This is a genomic window from Arthrobacter arnarulunnguaqae (assembly GCF_051262515.1).
In the GTDB taxonomy this organism is placed as follows: domain Bacteria; phylum Actinomycetota; class Actinomycetes; order Actinomycetales; family Micrococcaceae; genus Arthrobacter_N.
Map to the genome: position 1 here is coordinate 83,747 of NZ_JBIMER010000007.1, position 21,971 is coordinate 105,717.

A 21,971-nucleotide genomic window follows, 5' to 3' on the forward strand; every position below is an offset into this window, starting at 1 on the left:
CCGAGACACGTTGAATGTCCGACTGGTTGCCAACAATTGCTTTTGTTGCCCTGTTGCAGCCGGCCGCGCCGCTTCGGAGCGGCCGGTTAACGCCGGATCCCCCGCGGGCACACGGCCTGCGGGGGATCCTGGGGGCGACGCGGAAACGCTAGGGCTTGATCAGCTCCAGCTGGGTCGGCAGCCACAGGCTCAACTCGGGCACGAACACCACGAGGAACAGCCCCACGATGAGCGCGATCAGGAACGGGATGATCCGCTGGATGACCGGCTCGAGGCGGAGCCCGGCGACGCGGGCGCCGACGAACAGCACGTTGCCCACCGGCGGGGTGATGGTGCCTACGCAGAGGTTGTAGACGATCATCGTTCCGAAGTGGACCGGGTGGATGCCGAACTCCATGACGATCGGCAGGAAGATCGGCGTGAAGATCAGGATGGCCGGCGTCGGGTCCATGAACGTTCCCACGACCAGCAGGATCACCATCATGAGGATCAGGATGATCGTCGGGTTCTCGGTCAGTCCCAGCAAGCTATCCGAGATCAGGTCCGGGATCCTCGCGAAGGACATGAGCCAGGACATGGCCGTGGAGACGCCCACCAGCAGCATGACGATCGCAGTCGTCTTGGTGGCGTTGAGCAGGATCTCCGGCAGGTCGCGGACCTTGATGGCGCGGTAGGCGAACCCGAGGACCAGGCAATAGACGACCGCGATCGCCGCGGACTCGGTGGGCGTGAAGACGCCCGCCAGGATTCCGCCGATCACGATGACGATCATCAGCATCGACGGAACGGCCTTGAGCAGGGTTTGGACGGCCACGGCGAACGTGACCCGCTCGGTGGACCTCATCTCCTTGCGCTTGCGCGAGTAGAAGTAGACCACCAGCATGCAGGCGGCGATCCAGACGAGGCCCGGACCGTAGCCGGCGACGAACAGCGCCGCGATGGAGGTGCTGCTGACCAGCGAGTACACGATGAACGTGTTGCTCGGCGGGATCAGCATTCCGGACGGCGCGGAGGCCACGTTGACGGCGGCCGAGAAGCTGCGGTCGTAGCCCTCCTTGGCCTGACGCGGCCCCATGACGGTTCCCACGGCGGCGGCCGCCGCGACGGCGGCCCCGCTGACGGAGCCGAAGAGCGCGTTGGCGACGACGTTGGTCTGCGCCAGCGAACCGGGCATCCGTCCGACCAGCACCTTGGCGGCGTCGATCAGGCGCGCGGCGATGCCGCCGTTGTTCATGAGCACGCCGGCGAGGATGAAGAACGGTATGGCCAGCAGCGTGAACGAGTTGATGCCGGCGAACATCTGTTGCGAGGTGGTGAGGACGGCGCGGTCGAAGCCGATCACGGCGATGATCGCCGCGACGGAGGGAAGCGCGATGGCGACGGCGATGGGAACGGACAGTGCGATGAGCACCACGATCCCGACGAGGAGTATGAGCCCCGCGAGCAATGCAGTTTCCACGGTGACTCCTAGATAACGTCGGGTTCGGTGTCTTCGGTGGGCTGTTCGTCCCCGCGGATGATCGCGAGGGCGTGGTAGACCGCGTAGAAGACGACGATGAGTCCGGTGACCGGCATGACCAGGTAGAGCGGACCGACCGTGACGGGCAAGCCCGACAGGGCCTGCCCCCACGTCCGTTCCGTCACCCGGAGTCCGCCCCAGACCAGCACGAGCACGGCGAACGCGATGATGGCGACCTGGACGAAGATCGCCGTCGCCTTCTCCACGGCCGGTGCGAACTTGCGGACCAGGAAGTCGACGGCGATATGGCCTCGTTCGGCGAACACGAGTGCCGCCCCGAAGAGGCCGAGCCAAACGAACAGGTACTGCGCCAACTCAGACGTCCAGGCGCTGGGGTTCTGGAGGACCTGGCGTGAGAACACCTGCCAGACCACCGTCACCACGAGGACCGCGAAGAGGGCGACGCACGCCAGCGCGAGGACCCGGTCGAGGCTTTTCTTGACTACTTGCATGGAACTACCTGTTCGTCGGCGATGCGTTGGCTACTCGGCGGCCGCGCGTGCGGCGTCGTAGATTGCCTGGACCGAATCGGACGTCACGTACTTCTCGATCAGCGGCTCGAGAGCGGTGCGGAACGCCTCGGTGTCGACGTCGTTGAACTCGGTGCCCGCGGCCTCCAGCTCGGCGTGGGCCTTCTCCGTCTCGGTCGTCCAGAGCTCGGTGTGCTCCTCGACGGCCGCGCCCCACTGCTCGTCGAAGACCGCGCGGTCCTCCTCGGACATGTCCTCGTAGGCGTCGGTGTTGATGACCACGTAGTCCAGCCCCACCAGGTGGTTGGTGTTGGAGAAGTACTTGGCGACCTCGCTGTGCTTCTGCGTCAGGTAGGACACCTCGTTGTTCTCGGCGCCGTCGATCACGCCCGACTGCAGCGCGGTGTAGACCTCGCCGAAGGCCATCGGGGTGGCGGAGCCTCCCATGCTCTCGATCATGTCCATCTGGACGTCGGACTCCTGGACGCGGATCTTCATGCCCTTCATGTCTTCCGGGGTGTTGATCGCGCGCTCGGAGTTGTAGATGCTGCGCGTGCCCTGGGTGAGGCCGCCCAGGACGGTGATGTTCTGGTCCTCGAGCGAGGCGTAGAGGTCGCCGACGATCGCGTCGTCGCCGATGACGCTCATCTGGTGCTCGACGCTGTCGAAGACACCCGGGAGGTTGAAGACCTGGAACTCGGAGTTCAGGTTCTCCAGCTGCGTTCCGGAGACGACGGCCATCTCGACCGATCCGTCGCTGACCAGCTGGATGGCCTCCTGCTGGGCGCCGAGGGTCTCGTTGGCGTAGACGTCGACGGACACGCGGTCCTCGGTGCCTTCGCCGACGTTGGTGCCGAAGTTGTCCAGGGCGATGTAGGAGGGGTGGGTCTCGGTCTGGTTCAGAGCGAGGCGAAACTCCTTCGTTTCGCCGCCTTCCGAAGCGCCGCCGCCACAGGCCGCGAGCGACAGCATCATCACTGTCGCGGTGCCTGCGAGTCCAACAAACTTGGTGGTACGCATGGTTTACCTTTTCCTGCCCCTTCATGGGCATCTGTAAGGGCGCGGATGTCCGGCCGACTCACTCGCAACGAAAGACCCTTCCGCCGGGGGCGGCGGGCCATTGCCATAACTCTATGGAGCCAGTCCTAAGCTTCACTTTTCAACAAGTTGCCACTAGTTGCACGCGCCGCGCCTACAGTTGGCGCGGGAGGTCCACATGACAGATGCGTCCAAACTGCCCTCGATCTACGACGTCGCCGAAGCCGCCGGGGTCTCGGCGTCCACGGTGTCCCGTGCCTTCGCCCGGCCGGGCCGCGTCAGCCACCAGACGGCGCAACGGATTTTCGAGGCGGCGGCCGCCGTGGGATACCGCTCCGCGCACGTCAGGGGCATCAGCCATGCCCAGGGCCAGCGGACCTCGATGATCGCCCTGGTCATCGCGGACATCAGGAACCCCGTCTACGCCGAAATAGTGCGTGGGGCGGAGGCTGCGGCCGCCGAATCCGGCTACACCATGCTGCTGGCCCACACCCAGGAGTCCGAGGCCAAGGAGCGCCTGGCGTTGGAGCGCGCGCTGGCGTCGGTGGACGGGATCGTGCTCTCCAGCTCCCGGATGTCCGATTCCGCCATCCGGATGCTGGCCAAGCAGAAGCCGATGATCGTGATGAACCGCGCCGTCAAGGACGTCGCGAGCGTGGTCACCGACAACCCGCGCGGGATCCGCCGCGCCGCGGAGCACCTGGGCGAGTTGGGGCACCGGAACATCACGTACCTCGCGGGACCCGAGGCGTCCTGGGCGGACGGGATGAGGTGGCGGTCGCTCCGCGAGGCCGCGCTGGAACTGGACCTCTCCGTGCGGCGGACCAGCTCCAGGGCGCCGACGATCGGCGGGGGAGAGGAGCTGGCGGCCGAATGGCTGCAGCACCGTACCACCGGCGTGATCGCGTACAACGACCAGATGGCGATCGGCTTCATCCGGGCGCTGCGCCGGTATCGTGTGCGCGTGCCGCTAGACCTCAGCGTGGTCGGTTTCGACAATAGCTACGGCGCCGCGCTCGTCACGCCGTCGCTGACCACAGTCGAGGCGCCGCTGTATTCGCTGGGTGCGACCGCGGTGAACAACCTGCTGGCCTTCGCGGCCGGCGCGAAGTCCAGGTCCAACACGCCGGTGGTCCTGCCCACGCGGCTGGTTGTGCGCGACTCGACCGGTCCGGCCCCCGCCTGAGTCACGACCGCCCCGCCCTCCTGAGCCTCTTTGTTGCCAACAAATGGCAACTCTTTGACCCCGGGCCCGCCGGACGGAAACGATGTTGGCATGTCCCCATCGATTGCCGCCGCGCCAGACCGGCTCCTCCCGTCCGATTCCGCCGTCCGCGCCATCGCCCGGGACCTGCTGGCCCTCGTCGAAGACCTTCCGATCATTTCCCCCCACGGCCACGTCGACGCGGCAGTTCTGGCGAAGGACACCCCGTTCCCGGACCCGGCGTCGCTGCTGGTCACGCCGGACCACTACGTCAAGCGCCTGATCCACGCCAACGGCGTCCCCATGGAGCGCCTGACCCTCGGTTCCGGGCCCGACGTCGATTCCCGTTCCATCTGGCGCGAGTTCTGCAAGGCCTGGCCACTCTTCGACGGCACCGCCTCCGGCTATTGGCTCCGCTCCGAGTTCGAGCACGTGTTCAAGCTCGGCGACGAGATCTCCGAGGAGACCGCCGACGCCACCTACGACGCGCTCCAGCTCCGCCTCAACGAGCCGGGCTTCCGCCCCCGCCAGCTCTTCAAGGACTTCAACATCGAGGTCCTCGCCACCACCGACGACCCGATGGACGACCTCCGGCACCACGCGGACATCGCGGCGGACCCGACCTTCACCGGCCGCGTGGTCCCCACGTTCCGCCCGGACGCCTACCTCAACATCGCGCACCCGGACTGGGTGGAGAACGTCGACCGGCTCATCGGGGAGGCCGGCGACGGCGCGTCCGGCTACGCGGGCTACATCGCGGCCCTGGAGAACCGCCGCCAGTTCTTCATCCGGCACGGCGCGGTCTCCGCCGACCATGGCAGCAAGACGCCGCAGACTCTGAAGCTGGACCGGGCCGAGGCGGAGCGCCTCTTCACCAAGGCGCGCTGCGGCGAGGCGACGGCGGAGGACCGCGACGTCTTCGAGGCGCACATGATGTACGAATCGGCGCGCATGTCCGTCCAGGACGGGCTGGTCATGACCGTCCACCCCGGCTCCTTCCGCAACCACCACCTCCCGACCTTCGAGAAGTTCGGGGCCGACACGGGCCACGACATCCCGTTCCCCGTCAGCTACACCGAGGGCGTGCGGGCCGTGCTCCAGGACTTCGGCACCGCGCCGGGCTTCAACTTCATCCTCTTCACCATGGACGAGACGGTGTTCTCCCGCGAGCTCGCCCCGATGGCCGGCTTCTACCCGGCCGTGTACATCGGCGCCCCGTGGTGGTTCCTGGACGCGCCGGACGCGATGCTGCGCTTCCGCTCGGCCGTCACCGAAACCGCCGGGTTCTCCCGCTCCTCCGGGTTCATCGACGACACCCGCGCCTTCTGCTCGATCCCGGCCCGCCACGACGCCTCCCGCCGCACGGAGGCCGCTTTCCTGGCCCGGCTCGTCGCCGAACACCGGGTCAGCGAAGAGCGCGCCCGCGAACTCATCGTCGACGTCGTCGACACCTCGCCGCGCCGGGCGTTCAAGCTGTGAGCGCGCCGACCATGGCCGCGCGTCCGCTGAACGCCACCACGTACGACGCCGGCGAGCGCGCCCCCGTGCGCATCGTCCACCTCGGACTGGGTGCGTTCCACCGCGCGCACCAGGCGCGGTACACGCAGCTCGCGGGCGGCAACAAGTGGGGCATCGCCGCCTTCACCGGCCGTAGCGCCGCCGCCGCCGACGAGCTCGCCGAACAGGACGGGCTGTTCACGCTCGTCGAGCGCGGCGCGGAGGGTGACACGTTCGCCGTCGTCGATTCGATCGTCGAGGCACACGACGGCGCCGACCTCCACGCGCTCGCCTCGCTGTTGGCGTTGCCCTCCACGGCCATGGTCACGCTGACCGTCACCGAGGCCGGCTACAAGCTGGCGCCGGGCGGCGGAAAGCCGCGGCTGGACATCGCCGACGCCGCGGTCGCCGCGGATGCCGCCGCGCTGTCCGCCCACTACTCCGACGGGCTGCTGGAGCTCGCCGATCCCGACGCGGCCGGATCCCTCACCGGACGCCAGGTCACGACGGCGGCCGGGCGCCTCGTCGCCGGGCTCGCCGTCCGCCGCGCGGCCGACGGCTGGCCGCTGGCGGTCGTCTCCTGCGACAACCTCGCCGGCAACGGGGCCGCGGCCCGGGCCTCCGTCGTCGGAATGGCCGAGCTGGTCGACGCGCAGCTGGCCGCCTGGATCGCGGAGAACGTCTCGTTCGTGGACACGTCGATCGACCGCATCACCCCGCGCACCACGGACGCCGACCGCGCCGCGGTCGCCGAGGGCACCGGCTACGCCGACGCCTCGCCCGTGGTGACGGAGCCCTTCAGCAGCTGGGTCCTGAGCGGCGAGTTCCCCGCGGGACGCCCGGACTGGCAGGAGGCCGGCGCCGTGTTCGTCGACGACCTCGAGCCCTTCGAGCGCCGCAAGCTCTGGCTGCTCAACGGCGCGCACTCGCTCATGGCCTACGCGGGCCAGCTCCGCGGGCACGCCACGGTCGCCGAGGCGCTCGTCGACCCCGCTGTCGCCGGCTGGGTCGACGCGTTCTGGGACGCCGCCGCCGCCCACCTGACCGATCCGGTGCTGGATGTCCCGGGCTACCGCGCCGCGCTGCTGGACCGGTTCGGGAACCCGCGCATCGCCCACCACCTGGCGCAGATCGCCATGGACGGGTCCGTCAAGCTCGCCATGCGCGCGGTCCCGGTCTACCGGGCCGAACGCGAGGCCGGCCGGGACGGCGAGGCCGCGCTGCGGCTGCTCGCCGCGTGGGCGGACCAGATGGCCGCGCAGGCGGCCGCCGGCGTCGAAATCTCCGACCCGGCCGCGGCCGAACTGGCGTCCATCCTCGCGGATTCCGCGGGCGACGCCACGGCGCAGACCGCAGCGCTGCTCCGTGTCGTCGACACGGCGCTGGGCGACGATGCCGAGGCCGTCGCCGGCGTCGTGCGCCAGCGCGGCACCATCGCCGGCTAGGCCCGCCGCACACCTTCCACGCTTCCTTCCCACTACACGGAATCCCACCTCCGAGAGGACCCCCACCGATGAAGATCATCAAAGCCGAAGTGTTCGTGACCAGCCCGTCGCGCAACTTCGTCACCCTGCGCGTGACCACGGACGACGGCGTCGTCGGCATCGGCGACGCGACCGTCAACGGCCGCGAGCTCGCCGTGGCCAGCTACCTGAAGGACCACGTCGCCCAGCTGCTCATCGGCAAGGACCCGCACCGGATCGAGGACACGTGGCAGTTCCTCTACCGCTCCTCCTACTGGCGCCGCGGGCCGATCACCATGGCCGCGATCGCCGCCGTTGACATGGCGCTGTGGGACATCAAGGGCAAGGTCGCGAACCTGCCGGTGTACCAGCTGCTCGGCGGGGCGTCCCGCAACGGCCTGCGCGCCTACGGGCATGCCTCCGGAACCGACACGGAGCAGCTCTTCGACTCCATCCGCGAGCACCTGGAGCTGGGCTACAAGTCCATCCGCGTGCAGACCGCCGTCCCGGGCATCAAGGCCGTCTACGGCGTCGCCGCGCAGACCCAGTCCTCGGGCGAGCGCTACGACTACGAGCCCGCCGGCCGCGGCGCGTGCCCGCAGGAGGAGGACTGGGACACCCGCGCCTACCTCCGCCACCTGCCCACCGTGTTCGAGGCCGTGCGCAACGAGTTCGGCCCCGAGATCCCGCTGCTGCACGACGGCCACCACCGGATGACCCCCATCCAGGCGGCCAAGCTGGGCAAGTCCCTGGAGCCGTACGACCTGTTCTGGCTCGAGGACTGCACCCCGGCCGAGAACCAGGAGGCCCTGCGCCTGGTCCGCCAGCACACCACCACCCCGCTGGCCATCGGTGAGGTCTTCAACACGGTCTACGACTACCAGGCGATCATCAAGGAACAGCTGATCGACTACGTGCGTGCCGCCTCCACCCACTTCGGCGGCATCTCCCCGCTGAAGAAGATGATGGACTTCGCCGCCCAGTACCAGATCAAGTCCGGCTTCCACGGCCCGACGGACATCTCGCCGATCGGCTTCGCGGCCCAGCTGCACGTGGGGCTCGCGATCCACAACTACGGCATCCAGGAGTACATGCAGCACTCCGTGGCCACCAACGAGGTCTTCGAGCAGTCGATGTCCTTCACCGACGGCTACCTGCACCCGGGCGACAAGCCCGGCATCGGCGTCGAGTTCAACGCGGAGGCGGCGGCGAAGTACCCGTACCAGCAGGCCTACCTGCCGTACAACCGCCTGATCGACGGAACGGTCCACGACTGGTGAGCACCCGGACCGAAGGCGGCCACCGCGTGGTGGTCATGGGCGTCTCCGGCTGTGGCAAGTCCACGGTCGGGGCGCTCGCCGCGCAGGACCTGGGCGGGACGTTCCTCGACGGCGACGCGCTGCACCCGCAGGCCAACATCGACAAGATGGCCGCGGGCCAGCCGCTGGACGACGGCGACCGGGAGCCCTGGCTCCGCGAGATCGGCGAACGCCTGGCCTCCGCCGCCCCGGGGGAGACCCTGGTGATCGCGTGCAGCGCGCTGAAGCGTTCCTACCGCGACCTGATCCGCGCCGCCGCGCCGGAGGCCGCGTTCGTGCACCTGCACGGCAGCCGCGCGCTCCTTCGGGAGCGGATGGAAGACCGGCCGGGGCACTTCATGCCGGCCAGCCTGTTGGACTCCCAGCTCGCGACGCTCGAAGAGCTGGAAACGGACGAGTCCGGGCGCGTGTTCGACATCGCCGCCGGGCCCGCCGAGATCGCCCACGCGGCGACGGCGTGGCTTGGTCAAATCTCGCGCAGCAGCTCCGCGACCGAGGGGTAGACGGCGTCCGGGCGGAACGGGTAGGCGGCGATGTCCGCCGGCCGGGTGATTCCCGTGTGCACGAGCACCGTGAACAGCCCGGCCTCCATGCCGGCGATGATGTCCGTGTCCATCCGGTCCCCGATCATCGCGGTGGTCTCCGAGTGCGCCTCGATCCGGTTCATCGCGGAGCGGAACATCATGGGGTTCGGCTTGCCCACGACGTAGGGCGTGCGCTTCGTCGCCGTGGTGATCAGCGCGGCCACCGCGCCGGTGGCCGGCAGCGCGCCGTCGGTCGAGGGGCCGGTGGCGTCCGGGTTGGTGGAGATGAACCGGGCGCCGCTGTCGATTAGCCGGATCGCCTTCGTGATCGCCTCGAAGGAATAGGTGCGGGTCTCGCCGAGGACCACGTAGTCCGGATCCTGGTCGGTGAGGATGAAGCCGGCCTCGTGCAGCGCCGTCGTCAATCCCGCCTCGCCGATGACATACGCCCGGCCGCCCGGCACCTGGCGTTTGAGGAACTCGGCCGTCGCCAGCGCGGACGTCCAGATGTTCTCCTCGGGGATGTCCAGCCCGGACGCGGACAGCCGCGCCTGCAGGTCCCGAGGCGTGAAGATGGAGTTGTTCGTCAGCACCAGGAACCGCTTGGACGTGTCCACCCAATGCGAAATCAGATCCGACGCGCCGGGAATCGGCTGGTTCTCATGCACCAGCACGCCGTCCATGTCGGTCAGCCAGCATTCGATGTCGTGGGGGGTGCGGCTTTGGATCAGGGGGCTCATAGCCAACCTTTCTTCTTGAAGACCAGGAAAAGACAGACGCTCGTGGCGGCCATCAGGGTGAGCGCGGCCGGGTAGCCCCAGGCCAGGGACAGCTCCGGCATGCGCTGGAAGTTCATGCCGTAGATGCTCCCCACCAGCGTGGGGGCGAAGAGGATGGCGGCCCAGGAGGAGATCTGCTTCATCTGCTCGTTCTGCTCCACGCTGGCCTCCGCCGCCCGCTGCGAGATCAGCGTGGAGGACAGGGACAGCGCGTTGGTGAGCACCTGGCGCATGGCGGCGATCCGCTCGGTCAGGCGGATGACGTGGTCCTGGACGTCCGCGAGAAGCCGGTCCAGTTCCAGTGCCGCCGGGTCCGCGCCGGGACGCTCGACGGCGCTGCCTCGCGGTTCGGCGTCGTCGTTGACGGCCGCGCGGCGCAGGACGGAGACCATGCGCTCCAGGGGGGAGACCGCACGCTGGAACTCGACGACCTCCCGGGATAGCTCGTAGATGCGCCGCGCCACCAGGGTGTTCCCGGTGAACAGCTCCGACTCGATCTCCTCGATGTCGTTGTCCAGGCCGTCGGCCACGGGCACGTACTCGTCGACGACCTGGTCCAGGATCGCGTAGAGCACGGCGTGCGGGCCCATGGACAGCAGCGCCGGATCGTCCTCGAGCCGCCGGCGCACGGGCGCGAGATGGGGTACCTCCACGCGGCGCACCGTGACCACGAAGTCCGGGCCGGTGTACACGTGAAGCTCCCCGAACTCGACCTTTTCGACGTCGTCCAGATAGCGCGCGGGCCGCAGCACCACCAGCGTGTGGTCCCCGTAGTGGTCCATCTTCGCGCGCTGGTGGCCGTTGAGGGTGTCCTCGATCGCGAGTTCGTGCAGGTTGAGTTCGTCCGCGACGGCGCGCAGCTCGGCATGGTCCGGGCGGTAGAGGCCCAGCCACGCCATGCCCCCGACCGCCTTCATGTGCTCGAAGGTCTCCGTGAAGTCCGCGGGCGCGGCGGTCCGCTTGCCGTCGACGTAGATGGCGCTGTCCACAATTGCCACGGGCGGGCTCCTTTCGGCGTGCGGGTAGGGCCAGTCTTCCACCAACTAGGATTGGACGGTGAAGAACGCCCCCGAAAAAGCCCCCGATTCAGCCGCCGCGCCCGCCGAAGCCGCGGAGCCGACCGTGGCGTGGCAGGACCCGAACCCGCCCGTCGGCGTCGGGCCGTGGGAGGGCGAGCGGCCCGAGGGGACGCACTGGGACGAGGAGCTGCTGCGCGACGGCGACCGGCGCAACGTCGCGGACAAGTACCGGTACTGGTCGCACGAGGCGATCGTCGCCGACCTGGACACGCGGCGGCACGACTTCCACATCGCGATCGAAAACTGGCAGCACGACATGAACATCGGCACGGTGGTGCGCACGGCCAACGCGTTCCTCGCCAAGGAAGTCCACATCATCGGACGACGCCGGTGGAACAAGCGCGGCGCGATGGTCACCGACCGCTACCAGCACGTGCGGCACCACGCCACCGTCGCGGAGTTCACCGAATGGGCGGCCGGCGAGGGGCTCGCGGTCATCGGGATCGACATCTTCCCGGACTCCGTGCCGCTGGAGACCTTCGAGTTGCCGCGCAACTGCGTCCTGGTGTTCGGGCAGGAGGGCCCGGGGCTCTCGGAGGAGGTGCACGCGGCGGCGGAGGCCACGCTGAGCATCGAGCAGTTCGGTTCCACCCGCTCCATCAACGCGGCCTCCGCCGCGGGCATTGCCATGCACGCGTGGATCCGCCGGCACGTCTTCGGCCAGCTTCCCGCCTGAGTTCCCCGGGGCGCCTCCCTAGGCCGGGCCCGACGCCAGCTCGCGGTGCCGTTCGTGGGCGAGGGCGACCTTCGCGCGGATCGCGTCCACGTCCTTGGCCTTGTCGCGGTACTTCTTCTCCATGGTGCGGATGTTCTCCTCCTCCTGGACGAGGCTCGTGTAGATCCGCTCGCGCTCGGCCGTGTCGGCGGTGTAGTCCAGGTCCAGGTACGTCTCGGCGTGCCGGCGGGCGTTGTTGATGGCGGTCTGGGCCTTGCCGGCCTTGGAGACCAGGGAGGCGACGACGGTGAGCACCAGGACGCCGACAATCACCGAAAGGGAGAGCGCGGTGGTGATCTCAATGACGTCCACGTGTTCGCCGCCGTTGATGAACGGGAGGTTGTTCTCGTGGAGCGCGTGCAGGAAGAGCTTGACGCCGATGAAGCCCAGGATCGCGGCGAGTCCGTAGGAGAGGTAGATGAGCCGGTCCAGCAGTCCGTCGAGCAGGAAGTAGAGCTGGCGGAGGCCCATCAGGGAGAAGGCCGTGGCGGTGAAGACGATGAAGACGTTCTGGGTCAAGCCGTAGATCGCCGGGATCGAGTCCAGCGCGAACAGGATGTCCGTCCCGCCGATCGCCACCATCACCAGCAGCATCGGGGTCAGGGCCTTCTTGCCGTTGACGATCGTGAACAGCTTGTCGCCGTCGTAGTGGTCCGAGGTGTGCAGGAAGCGCTTGGCGAGCCGGATGATGAAGTTGTTTGCCTGGTCGTCGCTGTGCCCGCTCGGCTTGAGCAGGTTGCCGGCCGTGAGCAGCAGGATCAGGCCGAAGACGTAGAAGATCCACGAGAACGTGTTGATGAGCGCGGCACCGGCGAAGATGAACGCCGTGCGCATGATCAGGGCGAAGACGATGCCGAAGAGCAGCACCTTCTGCTGGTCCTCGCGCGGGACCTTGAAGCTGGCCATGATGACCAGGAACACGAACAGGTTGTCCACCGAAAGCGCCTTCTCGGTGATGTACCCGGCGAAGTACTCCCCGCCCATGGTTCCGCCTCCGACAACGAGCACCCCGATTCCGAACAGGATAGCCAAGCCCACGTAGACGGAGGACCAGATGGCGGCTTCCTTGAGTTGCGGAATGTGCGCCTTGCGGATGTGGAAGAAATAGTCGAAGGCCAGCAGGCCCACAATGGCGATGATCGTCGCTATCCAGACAAACGGGGGAACGGTCACGGGCGGATCCTTTCGGGGACGTTGATTCCCGCGAGTCTCTCCACCGGACGCCGTCCGGTCGCTGCACCCGGCGCGGCAACGGTGCCTCGCGTGTTGACGGGTGCAGCGCGGGGATACTCCCTCACGCTCAGCCCAGCATAGCGGAGGAGCCTGCCCGTTCGCTGTGCCGACCTCCACGGCTGCGCGCGGACCCGGGACTGCACCTGCTCGACGACGTTGCCCCCACCCCGGGGGGTGCTGCCGTTTCTCAAGGCGCGGTTCGACGGCGCGGGGCAACCCTCGAGCTGCTGGCGCCTGTAGCCGTGTGACACAGAACGCACCGCCGCCCGGGGAATCGTTAGGATGGACAGAGCCAACGACGTCTACTCCCATCCCATCGAATCAGGAGTCAGCATGCCTATCGCAACCCCGGACAAGTACAACGCCATGATCGACGCCGCCAAGACCGGCGGCTACGCCTTCCCGGCAGTGAACGTGACCTCGTCGCAGACGCTCAACGCGGCAATCCGCGGCTTTGCCGAGGCGGAGTCGGACGGCATCATCCAGGTTTCCACCGGCGGTGCGGCCTACTGGTCCGGCGCATCCGTGAAGGACATGGTGGTCGGCTCGCTGGGCTTCGCCGCCTTCGCCCGCCAGGTCGCCAAGAGCTACGGCGTCAACATCGCCCTGCACACGGACCACTGCCCGAAGGACAAGCTGGACTCCTTCGTGCTGCCGCTGCTGGCCGCATCTGAGGAGGAGGTCAAGGCCGGGCGTGATCCGTTCTTCAACTCGCACATGTGGGACGGCTCGGCGGAGACCCTCGAGGACAACCTGCGCATCGCGGCCGAGCTGCTTCCCCGCACCGCGGCCGCCAAGCAGATCCTCGAGGTCGAGATCGGCACCGTGGGCGGCGAGGAGGACGGCGTCGAGAACGCCATCAACGACAAGCTGTACACCACGGTCGAGGACGCGCTGGCGACCATCGAGGCCCTGGGATCAGGCGAAAACGGCCGCTACATCACCGCGCTGACCTTCGGTAACGTGCACGGCGTCTACAAGCCCGGCGGCGTGAAGCTGCGCCCGGAGATCCTCAAGGACATCCAGGCGCAGGTCGGCGCGAAGATCGGCAAGGACAACCCGTTCGACCTCGTCTTCCACGGCGGATCGGGCTCCTCCGAGCAGGAGATCGCCGACGCGGTCTCCTACGGCACGATCAAGATGAACATCGACACGGACACGCAGTACGCGTTCACCCGCCCGGTGGCCGGCCACATGCTCGCCAACTACGACGGCGTCCTGAAGATCGACGGCGAGGTCGGAAACAAGAAGACCTACGACCCGCGCGTCTGGGGAGCCGCGGCCGAGGCCTCCATGGCCGCCCGCATCGTGGAGGCCGCGCGTCAGCTCGGCTCCGCCGGCAAGAGCCTGAAGTAGGCGGCGGCGTGAGCGAGGGCCTGGGCCGCAACCTGCTCGGCATTCCCGAAACACTGCTTCCGGACGAGACGGAGGTGGACGCCCGCCTGGCGGCCGGCGACGAGCCCGTGGACGTCGCGGCGGCCCAGCCGACGTCGTCCCTCGCCTGGGCGCTGCTGGCGGACGACGCGTTCGCCGAGGGCCACCCGGTCGAGTCCTACGCGTACGCCCGGGTGGGCTACCACCGTGGCCTGGATTCGCTGCGGAAGTCCGGCTGGCGCGGACAGGGGCCCGTCCCGTGGCGCCACGTGCCGAACCGCGGCTTCCTGCGCTCGCTGTACGCGCTGGGCCGTGCGGCCGCGGCGATTGGCGAAGCGGACGAGGTCGACCGGATCGGCAAGTTCCTGGACGATTCGGACCCGGCGGCGAAGGCCGCGATCGAGGCCGGCGAATAGCCACAGGTCACTACGGCGGTCCTTCCGCCGCGGCCCCGCGCCGTGGTGGGAGGACCGTCGTCGTGATGGCCACGGCTTGGGGAGTGCGGGGAACCGAACTGAACCCAAAGCGCACGGGCGGATCGACCGGGGCCAACGCGCCGAGGTCCGCGCCGCCCCAGCCCGCGGAAACCCGGTCGATGCCGCGGATCGAGCGGACTCCGTAGAACTCGCGGCGGCCCCCGCCGGCCGAGCCCGCCGTCGCGACGCCGGGCACCAGCGCGCGCGCCAACGGGTTGATGGCGGCCAGCCACGCGGGATGGACGGCGAGACGCGCCGGGATGCGCTCCACCGCCCGTCCCAGCGCGGTGACCGCGCCCAGGTGGACCGTGAGGTCCAGGGGACCGCCGCAAACCCGCAGGACGAGGTCCCCGGTCAGGGCTGCGGTCAGTGGGGACACCACGACGTCGTCGAATCGGTAGGTCGCCCACACGTAGTCCGCGACCGCGCGGTTGGGGGCCAGCAACGTTCGGTTTCCGGCTCGGTCCTCCGTCATCACGTCCGTGAAGGCGCCCAGCGGGGACTCGGTCCAATGCCCGACCACCAGCCGCCGGCCCCCAGTGGTGCCGAACCCGGCAATGTACCCCGTGAAGCGTTCCATGGCCCCACGCTACGGGGCCGCTCCGCATAGAATCGATAGCCGCACCCGTCGAAAGGACCCCCTTGGCCAAGCTCTACTTCCGCTACGGCGCCATGAACTCCGGGAAGTCGACCGGCTTGCTGCAGGCGGCGTTCAACTACGAGGAGCGCGGCCAGCGCGTCCTGCTGGCCAAGCCGGACGTCGACACCAAGGGCGACGCGGAGATCGTGTCCCGCCTGGGCATGACGCGTTCCGTGGACTTCCTGATTCCGCCGGACGCGCCCGTCCGCGCCCTGTATTCCGCGCACGCGGCCGGCGACGATCCCGACGCCCTGTTGGAACACGTGGACCGGCAGCCCGTCGCGTGCCTGCTGGTCGACGAGGCCCAGTTCCTCTCCCGCGCGCAGGTCGACGACCTCTTCCGCATCGCCGTGCGGGACAACGTGCCGGTGCTGGCGTACGGCATCCGAACGGACTTCCTGACGCGGGCGTTCCCCGGATCGCACCGGCTGATGGAGATCGCCCACACGCTGGAGGAGCTCAAGACCATCTGTCGCTGCGGGCGGAAAGCCATCTTCAACACCCGTCGCGTCGGGGACGGCGTCGTGTTCGACGGCGACCAGGTCGCCATCGACGGCCAGGACGTCTGGTACGAGTCGTTGTGCGGGTCCTGCTACCTCGAGGCGTCCGGCGGCCGGCTGGGATCCTGAGTCCTCCGACCGGGGTCCCGGGACCGACCGCTCTTCCCAGATCGCCGGCGGGCGAGCATCATGCAGGTATGGAACCGGTCCAGGCGCTCGCCGAGAGCGTGGTTGTGCACATTCCCCCTCCTCGCGCGTGGGCCCTGCTCACGGACTGGGTGGCCGCGCCGGTGTGGATGCCCGGAGTGACGGAAATGCACGCGGAGGGACCCACTGAACCGGGACTCGTGATCGACTTCCACGCGCGCGGACACGACCGCACCGCGGAGATCACCGCGCTGGATCCCGGGCGGAGCATCACCATCTCCACGGGGGAGGGGGACGCGGGCGTCCACTACGCGTATCTGTTGGCGGCCGATGGTCTGGACACGCGGCTGACGCTCGAAGTCACCGTCCACATCGGCGACCAGCTGGGGGACATGGCGTCGGACATCGCCGCCTCGGTCGCCGAGGCGGACCAGACCCAGCTCGCCAACTTCAAGCGGTATGCGGAAGCGGCTCCGTAGGCCGGCCCAGCACGCCGTCGAGGATCGCGCGGACGCCCCACGCGAACGCCGCCTCGCCCAGGTCGGGACCGCCGGTCGCGCCGACGGCGTCGAGCGTCGCCCGGTCCTGTTGCGCGGCCACGGAGCCCAGGATGTGGTTGAGCAGCAGGTGCTGGGCCCACGCGGAGCGGTCCGCGGGAACGCCGGCCGCCTCCAGGAGATCGCGGAGCCGGGTAAGCGGGGCCAGGGCGGCGGGTTGCATCGTCTGGGCCAACTGGACCACCTCGGCGCTGTCCGGGACCGGGACGAGTGCGGCGCGGATCGCGCCGGCCAGGCGCTTGATGGCATCCCGCGGCGCGCCGACCGGGGTAGGTTCGGCGCCGATGTCCCTCAGCAGCTGCGCCGCGACGTCCACAAGCAGCTCCTGCTTGTTCTTGACGTGCCAGTACAGCGCGCCGACTTGGACGTCGAGTTCGCGGGCCAACCGGCGCATCGAGAGGTCCCCGAGCCCGAAGTCGCTGAGAATTCCGACGGCGGTGCGCACTACCTGTTCCCGTGTCAGCGCCATGTCCACAGTCTAGGCGGGGGCGCGGGCCCCGCCGTCGGTCCGGCTTTTGCGTGGTCCTGTCCAGGCCCTGCTGCCGATGGTGTTCCACGCTGGTTTCCGGTGGCGCTGCGGCGAAGACTCGCTCACAAGCCGATTGCCGGACCCTGTATCCGGCGGGTTCCGCCGTGGCGCAGCACGCCGACGTCGTCGAACGCGACAAACCGGCAAAGCCCGTCTCGGTGAGTGCCGCCGACGGGGACGCCTTGGGCAAGTCAACGCGGAGTTTGACCCCGGGTATGACCCACGTTACAGTTGGCTACCGATCGATCGCTCGGGATGTATGGCCGGAATAAGTTTCTTACCGCGAAGGCGCCATCGATGACCTGACACTAGCGGACTGTCCCCTGAGCCACAGGTGTGCACGAAGCGTTGGGGCTCTCGCCATTGGCGTTGGAGCCGTCCAGCATGTCCGGTATCGGGGTCCAGCGACCACCGTGCCTAATATCCTGCGCCGATTCGTGGAGGCCGGTCGCGCAATCCGGAAGAGTCGCCGTCGATTCTTCCAGCATGGCATCGCGATAAAGCGCGGGTATAGCCCCCATCGATCAGCCCCTTCGCGGCGAACGGGGCCCATATCCATTAGAAAAGGATGACAAAGATGTTGCAGACCCTGTCTCGCCCAATGAGCCGTCTCGTGGAGAGATGGCTTCCCAGCCCGTTGATTCTCGCCGTGATCCTTACGGTGACCGTCGCTGCCATGGCGTTGCTCATGACGGATATCGCCCCTGACGACCTCGTGCTTGGATGGGGCGAAGGGCTAACGGGCTTGCTCGAGTTCATGACGCAGGTGGCTCTGGTCCTGTTGTTGGGCTTCACACTGGCCAACACGCGGCCCGTGCACCGGCTCCTCGTGCGCGTGGCGTCGCTCCCGCGAACGCCCCGTCAGGCCTACGGGTTCGTCACGATCGTCAGCGGTTTGGCCTCTCTGGTCAGCTTCGGTCTGGGACTGATCGTCGGTGGTGTCATCGCCGTTGAGGTTGCACGCGTGGCCCGGTCCCGGGGAACCAAGCTTCACTATCCGCTGCTCGTTGCGTCGGCTTATAGCGGGTTCGTTGTCTGGCACATGGGCTACTCCGGCTCCGGTCCGCTGAACGCAGCCACGGAAGGTGGCGCATACTCGGCGCTCCCCGGCGGTCTCGTGGATATCACACGCACCACGTTCTCCACGTGGAACATCGTTGCCACCATTGTCACCTTGGTGGTTATCGCCGCCGCCATGATGCTGTTGTCACCGAAGAATCACGAACAGATCGTCGTTGCCCCGGATGCCGTCTTCGCCGAGGGCGAAGCCGCGGAGGCGGACGGAGAGGACGTTGCCACGAAGTCCCGCCGGACCCCGGCGGAACGTGTGGAGAGGCTGAGGGTATTCACCTTGATCCTCGGTGTAATGCTGGGCCTATACCTGGTTCTCTACTTCGGCAACAACGGCTTCCAGCTCACTCTGAACATTGTGAACTGGACTTTCCTGTGCTTGATCATGCTTCTGGTCGGAAACGCCAACGAACTGGCCTCCCTCATTGCCCGAGGCGGACGAACCGTCGGCGAGGTCCTGCTGCAGTATCCCCTTTACGCTGGCATCATTGGCATGATGAGCGTCAGCGGGCTCGTGAATATCATCAGCAACTTCTTCATCGAGATTTCCTCGGCGACGACACTGGGCCTGTGGACGTTCCTTGCTGCAGGCTTGCTCAACATGTTCATTCCCTCCGGCGGCGGGCAGTTCGCCGTCATGGCCCCCCTGTTCGCCGAGGCCGCCAATGCGCTGCATGTCGATCAGGCCGTGGTGATCATGGCGATCTCCTACGGCGACCAATGGACCAACATGATCCAGCCGTTCTGGGCGATCCCCTTGCTGGCCGTGGCCGGATTGAAGATCCGCGACATTCTCGGTTACACATTCATCACCTTGGTCTTGAGCGGCCTAGTCTTCGCCGGGACACTGCTCATCGTCGCTGCAGGCTGAGCGATCAGGCTCAGCCTGCCCCTCCGGGCGTCGATGCCAGTGGGTAATCGCGGCTAAGGACACCTCGAGCCGGCTGGGCTCAACCGAGCGTCGGCGGAAGCAGCCGTCGTTGCCCGTGGCCGCCCGAGAAGCTGAATGCCTGCCGTGGCGAACTCCGGGTTCCCGCTCCAATGGGTGGCTCTGGTCGGTGTCTCGCATCCGTTGGGTGCGTATGCACGGCCGCAGCACCGCCGACACGGGCCGTCCGTTGACGAAACCGGCAACTGTCGCGGAAGGCGGCATTGCCGGTCCGAGTCCGCCGGTGCCGTGGAAGTCCGCGGCAGACTTTTGCCCCTCGGCCTTGATCCACCGATCGGTTTCCGGCGCCCGCCGCCGGTGGATCAAGGCTTGGCGATTGGCCATAGTTTTCGCAACCGGCCCCTAACCGTCGGTACACCGGGTGCGTGGGCCGGCCTCCCGGGGCTATAACACCACCATCACGCAGTCGATGCGCATCGCTTGGCGTGCCGCCGGGGTGGGCCGCCCGCGTCCACGGCGATACCGGCCTTCCTCGACACGCTGGGCGCGAACGCCGCGCACCTTGCCCCTCAGAGGCAACCGTGGCGGTGCCTTGCCCGCCGAACGGTTAGAACACCGCCGGTCGTCCGACGGCCATGGTTGTGACCTCGCGGTATCGCTCTACCAGTTCCTCGGGCGTCAACCGTCCGTCCGGTTGGAACCACTGGGCGACGCCGGTGCACATGGTGATCACGGCGGTGCTGACTTCCCGGGGATAGTGAGTGGTGAAAATCCCCGACCTGGCGCCCCGCTCGATGATCGAGTCCATAAGCCGTTGCTGGCGGTCGCGGGCGGCAATATGTTCGGAGCGCGCTATGCCGTTCAAGCTCCGGATCTCGCTATATGCAATAAAGGCCAGCTCTCTGCGGCGCGCGTGGAACAGAACGAGGCACTCGACAAGGAGGTCGAATTGGCGCGGAACGGACGGCCCGGCTTCTGCGATGGCTAGCTGACTGCGCATCCACAGGTCGGACATGGCATGCGACATGACCGCTACCAGCAAGGCGTGCTTAGAGGGATAGTGGTGGTACAACCCAGGAACGGAGAGGCCGGTGCGGGCCGCCACCTGGCGTATCGTCGTTCCGTGGTAACCCTGTTCCATGAAGCACTCGAGCGCACTGCCCAGCATCGGGGGGAGGTCGTCTTGGGCGTAGTCGCGCCACTGCGACGAGCCGGTCGGCGCCTCGGCCCCGTTGGTATTCTCGGAAGTTCTCGTCATGACAGCTCAGCCTCGCGTTGGGGTTTCCAAAATCTCAAATCCGGACATCCGAGTATGATCGACTCCGCACAGCGTACCGATCGATCGGTCGGTAGGCAATCGCGCTGTAGGGCCGATTCCGCCTGAACGGTGAAGGGTTTCCGGAAGCGGTACGGTAAGTAGGTGGCCGCGGAACGGCCACATGCGCATGGTGGACGAAGGTGCCTGAATCGACATCGTCGACCGGCTTCAGGATGATATCAGTGTCTCGACGACAAACTACGGCCACGGGCGGCTGAGGACGTTCTCTGCGAACACTCCGCCACCTCCGTCTCCGCCTAAACGGGGCAAGCCATCACCGAGGAAGAGATGACTGAATTCACCCAGCAGGGCCTTGCGGCGTACAAGTATCCACGCATCGTTTACATGGTCGACGGACTGCCCAAGACGCCGGCCAATGGGATCCGCCGCCGCGCGCTGCGGGGAGCCCCGCTTGGGAAGAGCCGGCGGTGAGGACCGACCGCGGACTCGCCGGAAAGACGGCAATCGTCACCGGCGCCAGCCGGGGCATCGGTTTGGCCGTCGCACGTGACCTCGTCGCCCATGGAGCGCGGGTCTGCATCACCGCCCGCCGACCCGAGTCGTTGAAGGAGGCCGCGGCAGGCTTTCCCGAGGTTCAGGTCATTGCGGTCCCGGGCGCGTCCGATGACCCCTTCCACCGGCGGGAAGTCCTCGACGCCGTGGCGGAGAGGTTCGGCGGACTGGACATCCTCGTCAACAACGCCGGTATCAATCCCGTCTATGGACCCCTTCTGGACCTTGATCTCGACGCGGCCCGCAAGATTTTCGAGGTCAACGTATTCGCGACGTTGGCCTGGGTGCAGGGCGCAGTCAACCACCCCGGCCTCCGTTTCCGGGAACGAGGAGGGACGGTGGTCAATTTGTCCTCCGTCACCGGACAGACACCCTCCCCGGGCATCGGTCTCTATGGCATCAGCAAGGCCGCCGTCTCCCACCTCACCCGGACCTTGGCCGTGGAGCTGGGTCCGCAGATCCGTGTCAACGCCGTTTCCCCAGCGGTCGTGAAGACGAAGTTCTCCCGCGCCCTTTACGAGGGCAAAGAGGAGGAGGTGGCCCGCGACTACCCACTCGGACGGTTGGGAACGCCGGAGGACATTGCAGCCGCCGTCACCTACCTGGCCTCGGCGGATTCGGCATGGGTGACCGGCCAGGTCCTGACCCTCGATGGCGGCCTCGCGGCTGCCGGCGGCACGGCCTGATCTGCTCCTGAAATGAACGCCGCACATGAGCACAGCACCTTTGGATGCTTCACATGCTTCGGAAATTGTGGAGGACCGCGCCGCCCCGCCGAATCAGCCTCGGGACAGCCATGTCGGCACCGCGTTTGTTTCGGGGACCGCGCGGTCCCGGACGAGGAACCCCTCTGCCATGCCAAGCGGGCCGGGGAAGCATCTGCAGGGGCCCTGAAAAGCCTCGAAGAAGTGGGACGCTGGAGTTCGGTGGAAACGGGTATACTTCCTCACCGCAAAGGCGCTCCTTTTCGGTCGAAAACAGCTCTCTCGCGATACCGTTTCCTCAGGTCAGGAGCGCCTTTATCGTTCTCACGCACACCCGGGACAGCCACCCCGTGAAAGACCGGGGCCAAGCAGCTTCATCTAACCGTAGGTCTCACCGCATCACGCCAGAATCG

Annotated in this window: 22 protein-coding genes; 13 read left to right on the forward strand and 9 right to left on the reverse strand. The window is 67.6% G+C overall.

Annotation, left to right across the window (positions count from 1 at the left end; all coding sequences use genetic code 11):
- Positions 1-148 precede the first annotated feature (148 nt).
- Genes ACHAAJ_RS08710 through ACHAAJ_RS08720 form a run of 3 tightly spaced genes read right to left on the reverse strand, consistent with a single transcriptional unit; the run spans position 149 to position 3,009 of the window.
- Positions 149-1,459 (reverse strand): TRAP transporter large permease, encoded by a 1,311-nt coding sequence (locus tag ACHAAJ_RS08710; RefSeq protein ID WP_435727693.1) that lies wholly within the window; start codon positions 1,457-1,459, stop codon positions 149-151.
- Positions 1,460-1,467: 8 nt separating this feature from the next.
- The gene (locus ACHAAJ_RS08715) at positions 1,468-1,971 is read right to left on the reverse strand and encodes a TRAP transporter small permease (RefSeq protein WP_435727694.1); all 504 of its coding nucleotides are present in this window, start codon (positions 1,969-1,971) and stop codon (positions 1,468-1,470) included.
- Positions 1,972-2,001: 30 nt separating this feature from the next.
- Positions 2,002-3,009, reverse strand: a complete 1,008-nt coding sequence (locus ACHAAJ_RS08720; RefSeq protein WP_435727695.1) for a TRAP transporter substrate-binding protein — start codon at positions 3,007-3,009, stop codon at positions 2,002-2,004.
- A 196-nt stretch (positions 3,010-3,205) separates the two neighbouring features.
- Here ACHAAJ_RS08720 and ACHAAJ_RS08725 point away from each other — a divergent pair, with 196 nt between their 5' ends.
- The 5 genes from ACHAAJ_RS08725 to ACHAAJ_RS08745 all read left to right on the forward strand — a co-directional run bounded on the left by ACHAAJ_RS08725 (position 3,206) and on the right by ACHAAJ_RS08745 (position 9,013).
- On the forward strand, positions 3,206-4,213 hold the full coding sequence (locus ACHAAJ_RS08725) for a LacI family DNA-binding transcriptional regulator (protein WP_435727696.1): 1,008 nt from the start codon (positions 3,206-3,208) through the stop codon (positions 4,211-4,213).
- 90 nt (positions 4,214-4,303) lie between these two features.
- Positions 4,304-5,710: a glucuronate isomerase gene (gene uxaC / locus ACHAAJ_RS08730; RefSeq protein WP_435727697.1), complete on the forward strand. Its 1,407-nt coding sequence runs from the start codon at positions 4,304-4,306 to the stop codon at positions 5,708-5,710.
- 11 nt (positions 5,711-5,721) lie between these two features.
- Complete coding sequence (locus ACHAAJ_RS08735; RefSeq protein WP_435727767.1) at positions 5,722-7,173, forward strand: mannitol dehydrogenase family protein; 1,452 nt, start codon at positions 5,722-5,724, stop codon at positions 7,171-7,173.
- Between the two features lie 68 nt (positions 7,174-7,241).
- Positions 7,242-8,471: a D-mannonate dehydratase ManD gene (manD, locus tag ACHAAJ_RS08740; RefSeq protein ID WP_435727698.1), complete on the forward strand. Its 1,230-nt coding sequence runs from the start codon at positions 7,242-7,244 to the stop codon at positions 8,469-8,471.
- Positions 8,468-9,013, forward strand: coding sequence for a gluconokinase (locus ACHAAJ_RS08745; protein ID WP_435727699.1), 546 nt, complete (start codon positions 8,468-8,470; stop codon positions 9,011-9,013). The genes manD and ACHAAJ_RS08745 overlap by 4 nt, the downstream gene beginning before the upstream one ends.
- Here ACHAAJ_RS08745 and ACHAAJ_RS08750 read toward each other — a convergent pair.
- Positions 8,977-9,774, reverse strand: a complete 798-nt coding sequence (locus ACHAAJ_RS08750) for an HAD-IIA family hydrolase (protein WP_435727700.1) — start codon at positions 9,772-9,774, stop codon at positions 8,977-8,979. The two genes, ACHAAJ_RS08745 and ACHAAJ_RS08750, sit on opposite strands and share 37 nt — an antisense overlap.
- Positions 9,771-10,811, reverse strand: a complete 1,041-nt coding sequence (locus tag ACHAAJ_RS08755; protein WP_435727701.1) for a magnesium and cobalt transport protein CorA — start codon at positions 10,809-10,811, stop codon at positions 9,771-9,773. Before ACHAAJ_RS08755 ends, ACHAAJ_RS08750 begins: the two co-directional genes overlap by 4 nt.
- Positions 10,812-10,869: 58 nt before the next feature.
- On the opposite strand from ACHAAJ_RS08755, the gene ACHAAJ_RS08760 reads away from it, so the two are divergent.
- Positions 10,870-11,568: a TrmH family RNA methyltransferase gene (locus ACHAAJ_RS08760; protein WP_435727702.1), complete on the forward strand. Its 699-nt coding sequence runs from the start codon at positions 10,870-10,872 to the stop codon at positions 11,566-11,568.
- Between the two features lie 18 nt (positions 11,569-11,586).
- On the opposite strand, the gene ACHAAJ_RS08765 is transcribed toward ACHAAJ_RS08760, so the two are convergent.
- Positions 11,587-12,780 carry a TerC family protein gene (locus tag ACHAAJ_RS08765; protein WP_435727703.1) on the reverse strand — a complete coding sequence of 398 codons (1,194 nt, stop codon included), beginning with the start codon at positions 12,778-12,780 and terminating at the stop codon, positions 11,587-11,589.
- Positions 12,781-13,173: 393 nt separating this feature from the next.
- On the opposite strand from ACHAAJ_RS08765, the gene fbaA reads away from it, so the two are divergent.
- Both fbaA and ACHAAJ_RS08775 read left to right on the forward strand, forming a co-directional pair.
- Positions 13,174-14,196 carry a class II fructose-bisphosphate aldolase gene (gene fbaA, locus ACHAAJ_RS08770; RefSeq protein ID WP_435727704.1) on the forward strand — a complete coding sequence of 341 codons (1,023 nt, stop codon included), beginning with the start codon at positions 13,174-13,176 and terminating at the stop codon, positions 14,194-14,196.
- An 8-nt stretch (positions 14,197-14,204) separates the two neighbouring features.
- A complete protein-coding gene (locus ACHAAJ_RS08775) occupies positions 14,205-14,630 on the forward strand; it encodes a DUF3151 domain-containing protein (protein ID WP_435727705.1) in 426 nt (141 codons plus the stop codon).
- A gap of 10 nt (positions 14,631-14,640) precedes the next feature.
- On the opposite strand, the gene ACHAAJ_RS08780 is transcribed toward ACHAAJ_RS08775, so the two are convergent.
- Positions 14,641-15,270 (reverse strand): hypothetical protein, encoded by a 630-nt coding sequence (locus ACHAAJ_RS08780; RefSeq protein ID WP_435727706.1) that lies wholly within the window; start codon positions 15,268-15,270, stop codon positions 14,641-14,643.
- A 62-nt stretch (positions 15,271-15,332) separates the two neighbouring features.
- Between ACHAAJ_RS08780 and ACHAAJ_RS08785 the strand changes: the two genes are divergently transcribed.
- Together ACHAAJ_RS08785 and ACHAAJ_RS08790 are read left to right on the forward strand one after the other, a co-directional pair.
- Positions 15,333-15,959 (forward strand): thymidine kinase, encoded by a 627-nt coding sequence (locus ACHAAJ_RS08785; RefSeq protein ID WP_435727707.1) that lies wholly within the window; start codon positions 15,333-15,335, stop codon positions 15,957-15,959.
- Between the two features lie 68 nt (positions 15,960-16,027).
- Positions 16,028-16,456 carry an SRPBCC family protein gene (locus tag ACHAAJ_RS08790; RefSeq protein WP_435727708.1) on the forward strand — a complete coding sequence of 143 codons (429 nt, stop codon included), beginning with the start codon at positions 16,028-16,030 and terminating at the stop codon, positions 16,454-16,456.
- Here ACHAAJ_RS08790 and ACHAAJ_RS08795 read toward each other — a convergent pair.
- Complete coding sequence (locus ACHAAJ_RS08795) at positions 16,428-17,003, reverse strand: TetR/AcrR family transcriptional regulator (RefSeq protein ID WP_435727709.1); 576 nt, start codon at positions 17,001-17,003, stop codon at positions 16,428-16,430. The two genes, ACHAAJ_RS08790 and ACHAAJ_RS08795, sit on opposite strands and share 29 nt — an antisense overlap.
- A 637-nt stretch (positions 17,004-17,640) precedes the next feature.
- Between ACHAAJ_RS08795 and ACHAAJ_RS08800 the strand changes: the two genes are divergently transcribed.
- Complete coding sequence (locus ACHAAJ_RS08800) at positions 17,641-19,005, forward strand: short-chain fatty acid transporter (protein ID WP_435727710.1); 1,365 nt, start codon at positions 17,641-17,643, stop codon at positions 19,003-19,005.
- Between the two features lie 625 nt (positions 19,006-19,630).
- On the opposite strand, the gene ACHAAJ_RS08805 is transcribed toward ACHAAJ_RS08800, so the two are convergent.
- Complete coding sequence (locus ACHAAJ_RS08805; protein WP_435727711.1) at positions 19,631-20,281, reverse strand: TetR/AcrR family transcriptional regulator; 651 nt, start codon at positions 20,279-20,281, stop codon at positions 19,631-19,633.
- A 348-nt stretch (positions 20,282-20,629) separates the two neighbouring features.
- Between ACHAAJ_RS08805 and ACHAAJ_RS08810 the strand changes: the two genes are divergently transcribed.
- On the forward strand, positions 20,630-20,773 hold the full coding sequence (locus ACHAAJ_RS08810; protein WP_435727712.1) for a hypothetical protein: 144 nt from the start codon (positions 20,630-20,632) through the stop codon (positions 20,771-20,773).
- A complete protein-coding gene (locus ACHAAJ_RS08815; protein ID WP_435727713.1) occupies positions 20,770-21,540 on the forward strand; it encodes an SDR family oxidoreductase in 771 nt (256 codons plus the stop codon). The genes ACHAAJ_RS08810 and ACHAAJ_RS08815 overlap by 4 nt, the downstream gene beginning before the upstream one ends.
- Positions 21,541-21,971: the final 431 nt, after the last annotated feature.